General features: G+C 44.3%; 9 protein-coding genes and 1 pseudogene. 2 read left to right on the top strand and 8 right to left on the bottom strand.

The window, feature by feature from the left end:
- Nucleotides 1–18 precede the first annotated feature (18 nt).
- Nucleotides 19–705 (bottom strand): annotated as a pseudogene (locus AACT19_RS20705) (DUF4041 domain-containing protein); the annotation flags it as partial.
- Nucleotides 706–2,140: 1,435 nt separating this feature from the next.
- Between AACT19_RS20705 and AACT19_RS20710 the strand changes: the two are divergent.
- On the top strand, nt 2,141–2,614 hold the full coding sequence (locus AACT19_RS20710) for a GNAT family N-acetyltransferase (RefSeq protein ID WP_004734802.1): 474 nt from the start codon (nt 2,141–2,143) through the stop codon (nt 2,612–2,614).
- A gap of 539 nt (nt 2,615–3,153) precedes the next feature.
- Here the strand turns inward: AACT19_RS20710 and AACT19_RS20720 are convergent.
- Nucleotides 3,154–4,167, bottom strand: coding sequence for a LacI family DNA-binding transcriptional regulator (locus tag AACT19_RS20720; protein ID WP_004732795.1), 1,014 nt, complete (start codon nt 4,165–4,167; stop codon nt 3,154–3,156).
- Between the two features lie 96 nt (nt 4,168–4,263).
- A complete protein-coding gene (locus tag AACT19_RS20725) occupies nt 4,264–7,362 on the bottom strand; it encodes a GH116 family glycosyl hydrolase (RefSeq protein WP_076648622.1) in 3,099 nt (1,032 codons plus the stop codon).
- 64 nt (nt 7,363–7,426) lie between these two features.
- On the opposite strand from AACT19_RS20725, the gene AACT19_RS20730 reads away from it, so the two are divergent.
- Nucleotides 7,427–8,374 (top strand): aldose 1-epimerase, encoded by a 948-nt coding sequence (locus AACT19_RS20730; protein ID WP_076648558.1) that lies wholly within the window; start codon nt 7,427–7,429, stop codon nt 8,372–8,374.
- A gap of 124 nt (nt 8,375–8,498) precedes the next feature.
- Here AACT19_RS20730 and AACT19_RS20735 read toward each other — a convergent pair whose 3' ends face one another.
- The 5 genes from AACT19_RS20735 to AACT19_RS20755 all read right to left on the bottom strand — a co-directional run bounded on the left by AACT19_RS20735 (nt 8,499) and on the right by AACT19_RS20755 (nt 15,396).
- Nucleotides 8,499–10,913, bottom strand: coding sequence for a GH36-type glycosyl hydrolase domain-containing protein (locus AACT19_RS20735; protein WP_076648560.1), 2,415 nt, complete (start codon nt 10,911–10,913; stop codon nt 8,499–8,501).
- A 143-nt stretch (nt 10,914–11,056) separates the two neighbouring features.
- Nucleotides 11,057–12,148: an ABC transporter ATP-binding protein gene (locus AACT19_RS20740; RefSeq protein ID WP_076648562.1), complete on the bottom strand. Its 1,092-nt coding sequence runs from the start codon at nt 12,146–12,148 to the stop codon at nt 11,057–11,059.
- Nucleotides 12,148–13,497 (bottom strand): GH1 family beta-glucosidase, encoded by a 1,350-nt coding sequence (locus AACT19_RS20745; RefSeq protein WP_076648564.1) that lies wholly within the window; start codon nt 13,495–13,497, stop codon nt 12,148–12,150. The genes AACT19_RS20740 and AACT19_RS20745 overlap by 1 nt, the downstream gene beginning before the upstream one ends.
- A gap of 17 nt (nt 13,498–13,514) precedes the next feature.
- Nucleotides 13,515–14,363: a carbohydrate ABC transporter permease gene (locus AACT19_RS20750; RefSeq protein ID WP_017077012.1), complete on the bottom strand. Its 849-nt coding sequence runs from the start codon at nt 14,361–14,363 to the stop codon at nt 13,515–13,517.
- Nucleotides 14,364–14,409: 46 nt separating this feature from the next.
- Nucleotides 14,410–15,396: a carbohydrate ABC transporter permease gene (locus AACT19_RS20755; RefSeq protein ID WP_009846152.1), complete on the bottom strand. Its 987-nt coding sequence runs from the start codon at nt 15,394–15,396 to the stop codon at nt 14,410–14,412.
- Between the last annotated feature and the right edge of the window lie 21 nt (nt 15,397–15,417).

Consider the following 15,417-nt stretch of genomic DNA (forward strand, 5'->3'; position numbering starts at 1 on the left):
GAATTACGCAACAAAGCCCTTATTAATTGCTTCAAAAGCTTTATTAATTCGCGCTTCCATCTTGACGACACTTTTCCATGTACAGTTGGCGATGGCTGCTTCACATTCGTTGTTGAATGCGCGAGCTGTGAGTCTAATGCCTCGGTCAGTCATCTTCTTACCTTCGACTTTTGAGTTACCTACCGTCCACTCAGTAGTGCAGTAAATCGCTCCAGAGGCATCCTTCAGGCGAAGAAGGTCTTTTTGACGCTCTTTGCACTCGCGGACTTTCTCTTTAAATTGCTCCGCAGTGTCAAAGTCAAAGTGTGGTTCGTAGAAGCCTAGCTCTAGCAACTCAACGTCATCGTCATAAATACCTATTTTATGGATGAGTGAGTCATATATGCCTTTCTTTTCTTTGTAACTCGACTTGAGTTGCTCAATATCATTTGTGACCTCAAGAAAAACTGCATTGGCTTCGTCTTGGCGTAATTTGGATGCTTGATTTCGAACCTCAATCTCTTTATCCACGTTGATGATGCCAGAATATTGCATCTCATAGTCAGCAAGTGCTTGAGAAGCCTTTTTGGTTTCCTGTTTGGAATCTTCCAGTTCTTGTTTTGTAGATTTAAGTCGAGTAATAAAGATAAAAAGCACTACAGCTAGTAATGCAGAAATCACTAGAAATGGTAGCGGGGGTAAATTTGCGAATGCTGATTGAGGCATTATCACTCCTGATTAAAAATTTCAGGTGTAGTTTAACAGAATAATTCGGAGGTATTATACCATTGTGTTTTATAAGGTTATTAAAACAAAGGGAAGACAATAGGGTCACATCTTGCGTTTTGCCGCGCATTACTTTTAGTATGTCAAAATTAGCTGCCGATCTGGAACGTATTTAGAAGCGAAACAAACAATGGGGCAGATCTTAGCTAGCAGGCACTTTGAGAGAAAAGTGCCACGTGTATAATTTCAGCTCTATGAAGCCTCTGGACAAAAGCGTGTCAGTGATTTTACTAATTTAGTAAACAATGAATTACTACAAGTATATAAAGTCGTTTAATCAACTTCCATGAGTGATGTCAATCTGAGTGATATGTCGGCCAAGCACAGCATTTTTGTGAATCGTTGTATTTTTATCACAGGTTTATCCAATACAGTCCCGCTTTAGACGTAAGAAGCTACGCTGCTATCAATTCATTAGGAGCAACATCTTATGACTATTAGATAAAACCGACATTAACGTTGAACTTTATGAAAACAATACATCAAGGTTTGAACTGGCAACTTAATAAGTACGCTTTCATTATGTAATGATTTTACTTACAAAGTCATACTGTCATAGACAAAAGATTCCGTAATAATACGTCAAATGGTATGAGTTAAAACTTATATGGCGGTTCGTATCATTGGTGTTAAGTTTGGCTACACCAATTACGCAAACTAAAAAAATAGTGCAGAAAAGCTTTCGATAACATTAGCTTCAATATTCCAGGGCTGTGTCTATTTTTGCATTGTGATTGGCCATCTTCGATAACATCAAGATTTGGCCTACACTAAAACTTCAGGGTAACCAGCACTCTTTCTTTAACGCTTACCGAACTAGTTGTCCAAATTTAAACAAGTGGACTCGATATGAGAACAAGTGCGCCTAATGAGAGAGCACTCGTCAATGGAATGAACGTCAGTGTTGAATGCAAAGGCGATAAGATATTGGCCACCATTTTAGCTGATAAGTGATATACAAAATGTAGCTGGCTGAGAACACATTAAAGTTATCTTTAATCACACTCGTCAGCATTCTATCAGGGAGTTTGTTTTGGGTTTTGTGACGGCACTATTGTAAAAATACTATACGTACCCTCTTTTTGAATCATCGTGGGCAACGCTTGGAACTAATATTTCTGTCATGGGGGCAGACAAAATAGGAAACAATAACTTCCATCATCGTTTTTAATTAAGACATACATATACCTTAATTAAAAAAATTGGCGCGTTCTAATATGCGCCAGATAAAGAGATCTATAAGATACTTGAAGAGTCTATGTTAAAAGACAGGAGCAAAAGCGACATTACCATTTTGATAACTCAAGATTAGCTTATCAAGATCCTTACATTGGCCAGTTACTTTTAATGAAACACCTACCCAAGGTAAATAAGCATGAATAAAATTAGCTTTTTAAAAATAAACAATACCATTATCAATGACATTATTGATCTCTCAGTGGAAGAGTCTCAAAAACAACTCATTGCTAACAACGCAGAGTGGCTTGCAGAAGCCAGTTTTAACGACGATAGTATCAACTATGGTATTTACTTAAACAATAAACCTGCGGGGCTAATCTCTCTGATTGACCCTAGAATACTGGACACACACGATGAACACTTTCAAAAGGAGCATTTATATGTATGGCGCGTCATGATTGACCATCGTTTCCAAGGAAAAGGATTGGGGAGTCAAGCGATTAACTTCAGTAAGAAATACGCTTCCATTACCGGTTTAAAAGGCGTCTCCCTGACCACGATGGATAAAGAAAAAGGCAATGCGCTCTCTATTTATCAAAAGCTTGGTTTTATACCAACGGGCAGAAGACTTGATGATGAGATTGAATTAATTTTTGGCTTAAAGGAATGAGTGGATAAACAAGTCAGATGGTGTGTCTGGGACGGCTATTTGGCCGCCTCATTTTATACTTCAACTGTAAAGGTATTGAAGAGTTCATTCAAAAACGCTGACCCCTCGTGCACTCTCACCTCCCCCCGGTCACAGAGTAACCAACAATCAAATTGACTCTTATTCAGTCTCCGTAACCTTTAAAGATCTTGAATCGCTTCGATGAGCTTTTTGACTGGAGTATGGTCTGACTCTATCCTATTGTCCATACTATCTAAATATGCTGACTACCTAGAGTGAAGAAAGAAAAGGTGTCGGGCCTTTTCCTAACCATTAGTTTATGTATTGTAAAAATAGATTGCCGATGTAGTTCACTCATCGAAGTGAACACACAATGGGGCAGAAGTGTTTTAGCTCACCAGCCCCATATTGAACAATGTGAACGCGTAAATATAAGCAGTGAGATTGATAGCTTTACTGAGCGGCATTCCTGCACCATGGTTCGTATTGACATCAATACGAACCATCACGGGCGCAACACCTTGAGGCTTGTCTTGAAATTAACGATACAATGACTTGGTCGACTCTCTGACGATTAAATCAATGGGTGGTAGTCGAGCTTCATGCCGCTCGCCAGATAACAGATTCAAAATCGATTGAGCACATACCTCTCCAATTTCTTCAATAGGCTGTCTCAAAGTCGTTAACGCTGGCGTGAAATACTTAGACGTCGGCAAGTCATCAAAGCCAATCACTGAAACATCTTCAGGCACTTTATAACCGTGGTCAGACAGCGCCTTAATCGCACCGTAAGCCGTTTGGTCATTTGCAGCAAACAAGGCGGAGAAGTGAACCTTAGATTCAATCAACTCTACCGTTTTCTCGTAGCCAGACTCACTACTGAAATCACCCTGTTTAACGAGTTTTGGCATCACTTTAATACCCGCCTCTTGAAGTGCTTTCTTATAGCCTTCAAAGCGATTTCCCGAATCAGGTTGACTTGAAAGCCCCTTAATATGAGCAATATTCACATGCCCTTGTTGCAGTAAATGTAAGGTTGCCATGTAGCCGCCCAACACGTTATCAATGTTGATGGAGCGGACGTTATTCTCAACAAAATCGTAGCCAACCATCACGATAGGGATATCTTGTGCATACTTAGCAATCTCTTCCTGAGTAATGCTTCCTGTCACGATGATCATGCCATCCACGTTACTTTTTGCGAGATACTCCAACGCGTGCATTTCTAACTTTTTCTGCCAATGCCCTGTCGCAATCACTAATGAGTAGCCTTGAGCGATCAGCGTTTTTTCCATGTCGTTGAGGATACGACTGGTGTAGGGGCTATCAGGGTGTTGCACCAAGACACCAATAGTGAGCGAGCGTCGGTTGGTGTTTTCTTGCATTTGGAAGTTAGGTTTGTAGCCCGTGTCTTTAATGGCTTGCTCAATGTTTTGGCTTTTATCATCAGACACATAAGTGGTTCGATTAAGGAAGCGAGACACGGTGCTGGGAGAAACGCCAGCCAGTCTTGCTACATCGTATACTGTTGTTTTTTTTGTTTTAGTGCGCATCTCGAATCCCTAATCAAGTGACATTCGGGGAGCTTTAAGCTCCCCATCAGTTTCAACCTGCATACCACTGCTTTAGCTGAAAATCGTGTCATTAAGTTAATACAAGTAGGCGAAGATCATCCCCGGTCTAAAGTAGCGACCAGCCGTATATTTCAAGCCAGTACTCAGTAACCATTTGTGTAAGCCTGCCAGCTTTTCTAACGGAATTTCACCGCTCACCATTTTAACAAAATTATCAGTATCTTTCGTCAAGGTTGGATTAATCCGACCGTCAGACAGCACACAGTTTTGAAATTTAAGTACACTTAGCCAGTTTTTCGCATCATTTTGCGTCAATTTAAATGCTTCTATAAGATCTTTCTCATAGACAGACACAGAGCAATTGAACCCTTCTGGCGCTGCAAATGGAATTTTTGAATAGTCATAGAGTGCGGTATACACGGTATCCATCAATGTTTCTGCTTGCTGGTTTTTACCTGCCAGACTCAACGCCGTTGCGACACTAAACTGCACACCAATCCACACATCTTGAGCCTGAAATGCCTCATGCGGTGAACCGTCGGCTAACGTCATATTCGCAACACCCAACTTAGGACTATTAATTTCGAAGTTGTGCTTATAAACATAGTCCAATGCGCGTTGGATGTTCTCCTGCGGGAAAATACCGTCTAAGCCGATGAGCTTTAGGTAGCTGTCGGCCAACAAGGCATCACCAAAACTGTTGTCAGAATCTGGCACTAAATCTAAGTATTCTTGAGTAAAGGCTTGTGGCGCCGTCTCACTCAGCAAGCGTTTCTTAGAGACTCTTTGAGATACCTTACTGATGCTGATGGAAGTATCCGTTTCATTGAGATAGGTATTGAGCGTGTTCTTGTCAGCAATCGCATCGCCAGTCAATGAAAGACCTAAGGTTTCCAGAGCTTGATAGCCCGCACCGGTTAGATGCTTGGCCTGAACTGGCGTCACGAAGAAGTGGTAGTAACCCTCTTTGTCATCCCACAAGCTTTGCTCAACGGTTGCCAACGCCTTTTTAGAACGTGTTAAGTAACCGTTAGCCCGCTCGCTTTCACCCATCAATTGTGCAAGTTCACTCGCCGCTTGCAAGCCAGCAACCCAAAGACTCGCACAGTAAATTGAAATGCCATGAGAAGCTAGGTTATCAAAGGTATCGTCTGTACCTCGGGTTAGCGGTAAATCGTCACCTTCAGCGATCAAATTCGATAAGAAATCGATGCTTTCAGTTACTGCTTGCCAGCACTCTTTAACCACAGAGATATCTTGGGTGTTTTGGTAATGGCGGTACACCATCAGAATGTATTTCGGCGCTAAGTCCTTCCACTCTTTCACGTTGTGCCAGCTATAAGCATCGGGCTGGATGTCGAATGGGCTGCCTAAGTCGTGGATTACCGCACCTCGAATGGCACGCACACCTTGGTACTTGTCATCAATCAATTCGGCATTAGGCGTCGCTTCGTATTCCCAGTATCGGCGCTCGGTAAAGTCTTCCGCCAAAATGGCTTTCGAGAATTCTTTCATCACGCAGCCATCAAGCTCAGGCATCAAATAAAGCAGCGAGAATGAGCCATAGAAGTACACATCCAGAGAGTTAAAGAATGGGTAGTCGACACACTCTTTCACCAAGAACTTATCTTCCTTATCCCATACCGTTGATTCGGCTAAGAACGACAATGAATTCATCGCCATCGTCGCATAGCGCAGTGCAGAATCAGGCTGTGATATCTTGCTTTGAGCTTGCTCTAGGAAAGTTGTTTGTTGTTCGACGATCTGCTGCTCAATGGCTTCGAGCTTAGGCAACATGTCTTCTAACATAGGTAATGCAGGCTTTACTTGCGGGTAGAATTGCGTGTAAGCCTTATCTGAGTGCCAACCATTAAGCATGACTTTGCTGTGAGCCATCACCTGTGCAAAACGCAGGTCAACAGACTCGCCAGGTTCCAATTCAACCTGAACCACCACCAATGCGCTCAATGCTTCACGCCCCGTGTAAATTCCTGTTTGGAATTCCGCGTTGGTACGGCCTGTTTTCAGTGCGAACTCTGTTTGCTGAGCTGTCTTAGAGGTATAAAGCGTTGGTTTGACAGAAATCGAAACCTTACCAGATTCAGTCAAATGGTTATCCGCTTGAACACCAAACACCACTTCGCCTTCAATATCGCTTTGATAAGGCGATTGGCTAGACAATTGAACACCCGTAAAGCTGTGTCTTTCACCCTTTAAGTTAACCACTTCATGCTGCTGAGCAATCGGATTTTGAGACAAGGTACATGCCGAATCCTGAATACCATCACGGCCTTTTTGGTAGGTTGAACCAATCAAGTTTTGTAGAGGCTGAGCAAGCGTAATCACGCGTGTTTGCGATGAATTATTGGTTAATTCGAAGTGATTCCAGTGCATCGGTAAAGAGCAAAGGCGTTTGTTCTCTTTAACGATCGGAGAGACGACCTTACGCTTTATATTAATATCTTCGAAGCTACTGTATTTATATTCAGCTAATGGATACAAAGCTTGATATTCTATATCCTTGCCATTAACACTATCTATATCACGGCCATTGATATTATCCATATCATTATTATCACCCGCAGTAAGTGATAATAATCTCGTTGTATCATTTATTAATAAACCATTAAAGAAATCTAAGGCTACATATAATTGACAAATAGTTGAAGATGAATCTTCTTCAATCAACAATTGAGTCTTATTTGAAAATTCAACGTTCCATTTTGTAAAGTTAGTTTTATTTTCTTGGTAGAAGCGACCATCTTTTAATGCTGTTTGAATGAGACTAATCGCATTCGACATTTCTCTACTTTCAATCTTTTTTCCATCAAACAAAGCAGGATAGAAGTTCAGGTGAACGTTTAGCTCTTGTTCATTAAGAACTTGCAGCGTGTCGATGGTTGGCACATTCATCACTGACGCATAAAAATCATTAAAATTAATAACTTGCTCTGAACAATCGACAAAGATTCCCGGAATAAAGCTGAAGTTAGGCGTGTTGCCGTTTGGTGTGAGTGTAAATGTGTTACCAATTCCGCCGACTGCCATACCGGTATTTTCTGGTGTAGTCGAAATTGGCGTGTACCAAGGTTGAATAAATTCAACTGCATCACCTTTTTTACACAAGTGTTCTGAATTTCCTGAGTAGCTCGTATATGGAATTTTATTATTCATTTTAAAACCGCCATTGAATATTTTTTTCTTCTTGTTAATATCTTTTAAAAATGGAGACATCAACATGTTTAAAATTATAAATGAAAAATTTGGAAATCTTGACTCTGTCACATTAATAAACCACCAACATGGTATAGAACTTCAAATAATCAATGGATTTGGTGCTGTTATTAATAAATATATCGTAAATAACAGTCCATTCTCTTTTATTTGTGGTTATCAGAATTATGATGAACTGATCAACCAACATCCGTTCTTTTCCCGCAGTGCTAAATTATTCCCTTTTCCAAACCGTTTAAACTTAGGTCGTTACAGTTTCGATAACCAAAACCATCAACTCCCAGCTAATTTTCCTTGGTCTGATCACGCCGTACACGGCCTGCTCTACAACCAACCTTTTTCAATCACAAACAGCGTAGCCACTGAAGAATCCGCCAGTGTGACGTTGCAATATCAAACGTCGTCTTTACATCCTGCTTTCCCGTTTGCTTTCAACCTTGAAGTCACCTTCACTATCGATATCATGGGTAAACTCACTTCCTCAACGACCGTTTCTAATCTTGGTGATTCTGCATTCCCATTCGGTGATGCTTGGCACCCTTATTTCTCACTCGGCACTGAACTAGCACAATGCGGACTCGCTATGTCGCCTTGCTCTGAGGTCATACACGAAAACGACCTACCCAATGGTGAAAAACACGCTTTTGACCGTTTGTCTTTGGACGATTCACTCACCAATCAAAGCTTAAATCACTGCTTTGAATTTGATTCCAAGACAACCAACCAACTTGCGTTTACGCGCTCAGATTCGTCTGCCGCAATTCGCTACCAACAAGATGAAAGCTACCCATTCGTTCAGCTTTACACGCCAACTAGCGAGCAAAGTATTGCAATAGAACCAATGACATGCCCAGCGGATGCATTCAATAACCAGATTGGCTTATTAACGCTTAGCCCGAACCAATCTCAAATCTTTACCTGGCAATGCCAAGCCACCTATCAACCCAACTAAGGCAACCAAAGTAACCGCTGAGTGCGAAATCAGCCCCCGGAGAACGCATTGCTAACGAAACAACTGCAACGAAAGAACCAAACTAAAGAAGCAATAAAGGGCGCATAAAGCGCCCTTCTCTTTGTTAACCTAAAATCACCTCGATGGTGTGCTCACCAGAGGTAAACACTGGCGCTTTATTACCTGAAATTAGGTCACCGTTGACCTTCATCTCAACCACGCCCTTACACACGTTATTCGGGTTAGTGACATGAATATGATAAGTCGCACCACGGAACTGACGACGGACTTTAAATTCAGGCCAATCCGCCGGAATACATGGGTCCACCAGCAAGCCATCCACTTCAGGGCGAACACCCAGAATCCACTGCGTACCCGCAACGTATGTCCAAGATGAAGTACCTGAAAGCCATGCATTTCGGCCTAAACCAAACTGCTTATGTTCATCACCCAAAATGTTTTGTGGGTAGCAGTAAGGCTCAGATTCAAAGGTATCGATGTCGTCGTTCTTAGAAGCAGGATTAATCTGACGGTAGTACTCATGAGCACGTTCGCCGTTACCCATTTTCGCTTCTGCGATCATCACCCAAGGGTTGGAATGCAGGAATATACCGCCGTTCTCTTTTGCACCTGGTGGGTAAGTTGAAACACCACCTAGCTGCGGATCAAAGCCGTTGTAACCAGGAGTTGAAAGCTTGATGCCATTGGTGGTGTTTAGTTTGTTGTAAACCGAATCTAGCGCTTGCGTTGCACGTTCTTGAGTCGCGAAACCAGAGATTACAGGCCAGCTTTGGCCGTTGGTGTAGATCTGCCCTTGCTCGCTTTTATGAGAGCCAATTGGCAAACCTTGCTCATCAAAGTAACGAACAAACCATTCGCCATCCCAGCCGCACTCATTGACTGTGCTCTGCATCTGTTGGTACTGATCGTTAAACTTAGCTGTCAGTTGCACTTCGCCACGCAGCTCACACAAGTCCAACATATCGAGCAGTGCTTTGCCGTACATGTTAGCCACCATCATCGATTCTGCACCCGTTGGCAGGTTCACCGTGTCATTCCAGTCAGCGAAACCTAACAGCGGTAGGCCGTGCTCACCAGTATTGGTATAAGTAAATTCAATCGCGCGGCACAGGTGGTTCCAAACCGTTCCCGTTTCAACTGGGTTACCCGCTTTGTCTTTTTGATAGAACGGGATCTCTTTATTCAAGAAGTCTGCATTGCCCGTTTCTTTCACATATTGAGTCACCGCGTAGATGATCCACAGGTGATCATCACCGTAGTAATCAGGGCGATCTTCCTCTTCACGAGAGTCACCCGCGTTCGCTTCCATGGTTGATGGGAAGAACTGGTGCATCGCAAAACCGTTGGTGTTTTGCACAGATAACAGACGCTCAATGAACTCACGCGCTTCTTCTGGCATGTGAGTAATTACGCCTAACGTATCTTGCGAAGAGTCACGGAAACCAATGCCACGAGCCCCATAGCCAAGCTGGTACAGAGACAGGTAACGAGACCAGTTTTTGGTTGTGTGACACTGACGTGGGTTATGTACGTTCAGCATCGAGTTCATTGCCGGATCTGGCGTTTCAACCTGAACCGCTTGTAGGTAACCATCCCAATGTTCAGCCAGTTCAGCGAAAGCAGAATCGACCACTTGATGGTCACGATATTTAGCCAATAGAGGCAATGCGGCTTCTAGGCTCTGTTCTTGCGCGATTTGTACAATCGTACGTTCGGTCTGGTCTGGAGATAACCAACCCAGACGCAGGTTCAGTGCGCCAATGTTGTCGCCACGCAAACACTCGGTGTTGCCTAATTCATCATTGTTTAGTGCTTCTGGCGCTGCCCATGTACCGTAGCCCAAATTACCTAGGAACGATTGGCGATCACCATCAAAAGACGTCGCAGGGCGATCCGCTGTCATCAGGTTCACCGCGTAGTCACGCTTCATGAAAGCATACTGCTCAAGCACGGTGTGACCCGACTCTTGCTGGTGCGCTTTCAGCGTCATGGTTTGTGGAACCCAGTCCGCATTGAGTAGCTGTTTAAGCGCATCGAAGTGCGTGAATTCGTAAACAGGCACCACATCAACGTGCAGTGCTTTGTCTGAAATGTTGGTGACTTTGATGTCTTGTAGCAGTACTTGATCAGCTTTTGGTACAAAGAAAGTCGCTTCACAACGCACACCAAAGGCTTCTGCAATGATGGTGGTGTATGACAAACCCGTGTGATTTTCAAACTTATCGAGCGGCTTCAGAGTGGGTGTGTAGAACGGTGAGAACACCTCTACGTTGCCTGCTTCATCACGCACCTTGAGGTACATGGTCGAGCCTTTGAAATCTGAGTTTGGCAATTGAGCAATGTACTTAGTGATGCGGTTGAGTGCAGGATCGCCCTTACACAACAGCACACCACCGTTGCTATCGACAATGCCACCGAAATCTAATGTGCCGACATAGTTACACCATTTGATCGGCGTACACGGCGTGGTTGCTACGTATTCTTTGTTTTTATCGTCAAAATATCCGAATTTCATCATCACTATCCCTAGCCCCTCCCAAATAAGGAGGAGCCAAAACAATTTTTCGTAAGTTGGTTGGTGTCAGCTCAATCGCTGACTTAGCCGTTTGAGTCAGGCTTCTCTCACTCGCCCTTGCGAATCAACTGACTCTTGCAAATTAACTAGCTCGCTAGCGAGTTCTCACTCAGAGCATCGAACAAGTGGAAAGCATCCAGATCCAAGTAAAGCGTCAGATCTTTTACATCCACTTCAGCCGCTTGGGTTTCAACCATCAGCGGTTGACCGCCAATTTCTGTTTTCAGAAGAATGCTCGCGCCCAGTAATTCCTTGTCTTTGATTTTCACAGGGAATGGCAGCACGCGGTCGTGGTCAACTTGCTCGGCACGTAGGTGAATGTCCGTTGGACGAACACCAAAATGCAGCGCTAGATTCTTAGACGCCAGAGACTTAAAACGCTCAGGCAGTGGGATATGAACATCACCGATTTCAACGAGGTACTTGCCTTCTTTTTCAATCAGTTTTGCCTCCAACATGTTCATTGATGGGTTACCAATGAATTGCGCGACAAACTTGTTTGCAGGGCGCTGGAACACCTCAGTTGGTGTACCAACTTGAGCAACATAACCGTCTTTCAAGATCACGATGCGATCCGCCAGTGTCATTGCTTCGATCTGATCGTGGGTTACGTAGATCGTTGTGGTTTTTAGTTCACGGTGTAGGTGTTTGATCTCTTCACGCATCACGCCACGAAGTTTTGCATCGAGGTTAGATAACGGCTCATCAAACAAGAAAACCTTCGGCGTACGAACCATCGCACGACCCATTGCCACACGCTGACGCTGACCACCAGAAAGCTCTTTTGGCTTGCGGTTGAGTAGTGGGTCAAGCTCCAGCATTTTCGCCGCTTTTAGCACTTCTACGTCGATTTCAGCTTTTGGCATGCCCTTCAGTTTAAGAGCAAAGGCGATGTTCTCGTACACCGTCATGTGCGGATACAGTGCGTAGCTTTGGAATACCATCGCTAAGTCACGGTCTTTCGCGTCGACTTTATTCATCAACTTGCCGCCAACCACGATATCGCCAGAGCTGATGCTTTCAAGGCCAGCAAGCATGCGTAGCGTTGTCGATTTACCACAGCCAGATGGGCCAAGGAAAACCACGAACTCACCGTCTTCAACCGTAAAATCAAACTCTTTGACGACTTCAACATCACCGAATGATTTTTTGATGTTCTTAAATTCTACTTTAGCCATTATCTGTTCTCCTCAGCGCGCTCTAGCAGCATATTTCGGTACGCAATTGCGCTCTGTTTCAATGTTCTTTCTTGGGTGGTGTAGTCAACATGGACAATGCCGAAACGCTGGCAGTAGCCGAATGCCCACTCAAAGTTATCCATCAGGCTCCAAGCGAAGTAACCGTCGACTTTCACACCCGCTTCAACGGCGTTGTGAACCGCTTCGATGTGACCTTGGAAATAACGAACTCGTTGGTCGTCCATCACTTGTCCATTAACGCGCTCGTCGTTGCCTGCAGCACCGTTCTCGGTGATGTAGATAGGTGGCATATTTTCGTAACGAGCATCCAGTCTTACCAATAAATCGGTTAAACCTTGTGGGTTAATTTCCCAGCCAATGTAAGTGTGTTCAGCTTCAGTTTGTTTCACCGATTCGATGTCGCCATTCTCGTTGAAGCGAGCGACATTGCGTGTGTAGTAGTTGATACCGATGTAATCAACAGGAGCACTGATGATGTCTAAGTCACCTTCAAGGATCATAGGCATGTTCATCGCTTGGCGTTCAACCACCAGCTGTGGGTACTCGCCTTTTAATACTGGGTCGATGAACCAGTGGTAGTTCTCTGCTTCGCAGTAGTCGGCTGCCGCTTGGTCTTGTGGCGTCAGCGGGTAAGCTGGCGTCGCGTTGAATACCACACCATGCTTAGCATGAGGTGCATTCTTGCGAAGGATCGGCATTGCCAAACCGTGTGCCAGCATTAGGTGGTGAGACGCTAGGTAGCCCTCTTTTTCGCCCTTGATACCTGGCGCATGTTCGCCCCAGCGGTAACCTAGGAATGCAGACACAAACGGTTCATTCAGCGTTGTGTACACATCGATGTTGTCACCAAAGTATTTACTCACCACTTCTGCGTATTCTACGAATTTGTAAGACGTTTCTCGGTTTAGCCACCCGCCCTTGTCTTCAAGGTATTGCGGAAGATCCCAGTGATACAGCGTCACATATACCTTCATGCCACGAGCATGACACTCATCGATGATCTGACCGTAAAACTCTAGGCCTTGCTGGTTCACCACGCCGTCTTGTGGCAGGATGCGCGGCCATGCAATAGAGAGACGGTAAGCATCAACGCCTAAACCTTGAATCATCTCGATATCTTGTTTCCATAAGTGGTAGTGGTCACACGCCACATCACCATTGTCGCCGTTATCGACCTTGCCCGGCGTCTTACAGAAAGTGTCCCAGATAGACGGTGTACGACCGCCCTCTTCAACGCCGCCTTCAATTTGGTATGAAGATGTCGCGACACCGAATACAAATTCCTTACTGCGTAACTTTGAATCACTTGGAAGTTGATATTTATTCATTGTTATAACCCTTAAACCTAACCTTTGACTGCGCCGGACGTTAAACCACTGATCATCTGTTTCGATGCGAACAAGTAAGTAATCACGAGCGGTAAAATAGAAATTGTGGTGCCTAGCATTACCGCGCCCCATGGCGTATTCGGAATGCCTTGAACGCTTCGTAGCGCCTGTGTAATCACGTAATTATCTGGGTTGTTAAGCACCACGAGAGGCTGCATAAACATGTTCCAGAAGAAAACGAACTGAACGATAGCCAGTGTTGCTAGTGCTGGTTTCATCAGTGGCAGTACCACGCTCCAGTACGTTCTGAACTCACCAGCACCATCCAATTTCGCTGCTTCAAGTAGCTCTTTTGGAATCGATGCAATCACGTGCTGACGCATCAAAAAGATACCAAATGGTGTCGTGGTGAACGGTAGCCATACCGCCATGTGGTTATCCAACAAGCCTAAGAATTTCACGATCATGAAGTAAGGGATCAAGCTAAGCACAGGCGGAATCGCCATTGAGCCAACCAGCATGCCGAACAACACGTTCTTACCGCGGAACTTAAACACAGCAAACGCGTAGCCACCCATGCTACAAAACAGCAGCGAGATGGTGGTGCCTAAGAAAGCCACGTAAATCGAGTTAAACATCGCTTTCCAAAACGGCATGATTTCAAGCAATTTGGCGTAGTTAATCGCCAGGCTATCGCCAATCGCAAAGCTAATGCCCGTACCGAAAATCTCAGAACGGTCACGAGTTGATAGCAGTGCCGACCACACAAATGGAAAGACTGTAATCAGCGCTGAAACAACCAGTAAGATGCCTAACATGACCATCAAGATCTTAGTCAGAATGTACATGCTGCGTTCGCTTGGCATCAGTCCACTTAGTGGTGAGGTATTTGTCTTAATTGATGTCGACATCTTAATGTTCCCCTAAGCCTTTCTTACCGAAGAGTAAAAATTGAACCAATGTACAAGTCGCGATGAGTGCAAACAGTAACCACGAGATAGCAGATGCTGTGCCCATTTCTAGCCATTCCCAACCCACTTTGTAGAGGTACATCGAGATAGTTAAACCAGATTGGCCAGTACCACCTGTACCACGTGTTAGTACGAACGGTTCTTCAAACATTTGCAGGTTACCGATGATGGTCATCGTGATAGCAAAGAAGATGAATGGACGAATCATTGGTAGTGAAATGTTCCAGAAGCGGCGGAAGGCATTGGCACCATCCATACGTGCAGCTTCTAAGATGTCTTTAGGAATCGTCATTAAACCTGTGGTGTAAAGGACGATGTTAAAACCGGTGTATTTCCAGAAAACCATGATTGCGATAGACGGCTTCACCATAGTGGCATCGTCTAACCAACGGATTGGTTGGAAATCGTTAACCCAAGCGAATGCCCAACCAAACAGCGTGCTATCGGCCAGCGCCATTAGCGTTTGGTTAATAATTCCTGAGTTAGGAGAGTACATATTGAAGAAAATCAGTGACGCTGCGACCGTTGATGTAATGAACGGTAGAAAGTACGCCGATGTTAGCCAGTGACGCATACGGTCACCCATTGAAACCAACATGTAAGCCACTGGAATAGCGACTAAGTGCTGAGCCACGCCCGAAGTGATCGCTAGCCAAAGCGTGTTCTTCAATGAACGCCATAGCCATGGGTCCGTTAAAGCAATGTGATAGTTCTCAAAACCAACGAACTCCATCGCATCCATGCCTCTTACCGGGTTCCACTCGTGGAACGACAGGTAAACAGAGAACAACAGCGGGAAGATCCCAAATACAGAAAAAATGATCAGAAACGGCAGAAGAAATCCATACGGTGTAAGCGCTTTCAAATTTAGACGAGAAAAAAGGCTTTTGTCCGCAGGTTCTATCGTTGTGCTCGCTGTATGATTCATAGTAACGACCTCTTAAAAAGG

This window comes from Vibrio sp. 10N.222.47.A9 (assembly GCF_963872585.1).
Lineage (GTDB): Bacteria > Pseudomonadota > Gammaproteobacteria > Enterobacterales > Vibrionaceae > Vibrio > Vibrio splendidus.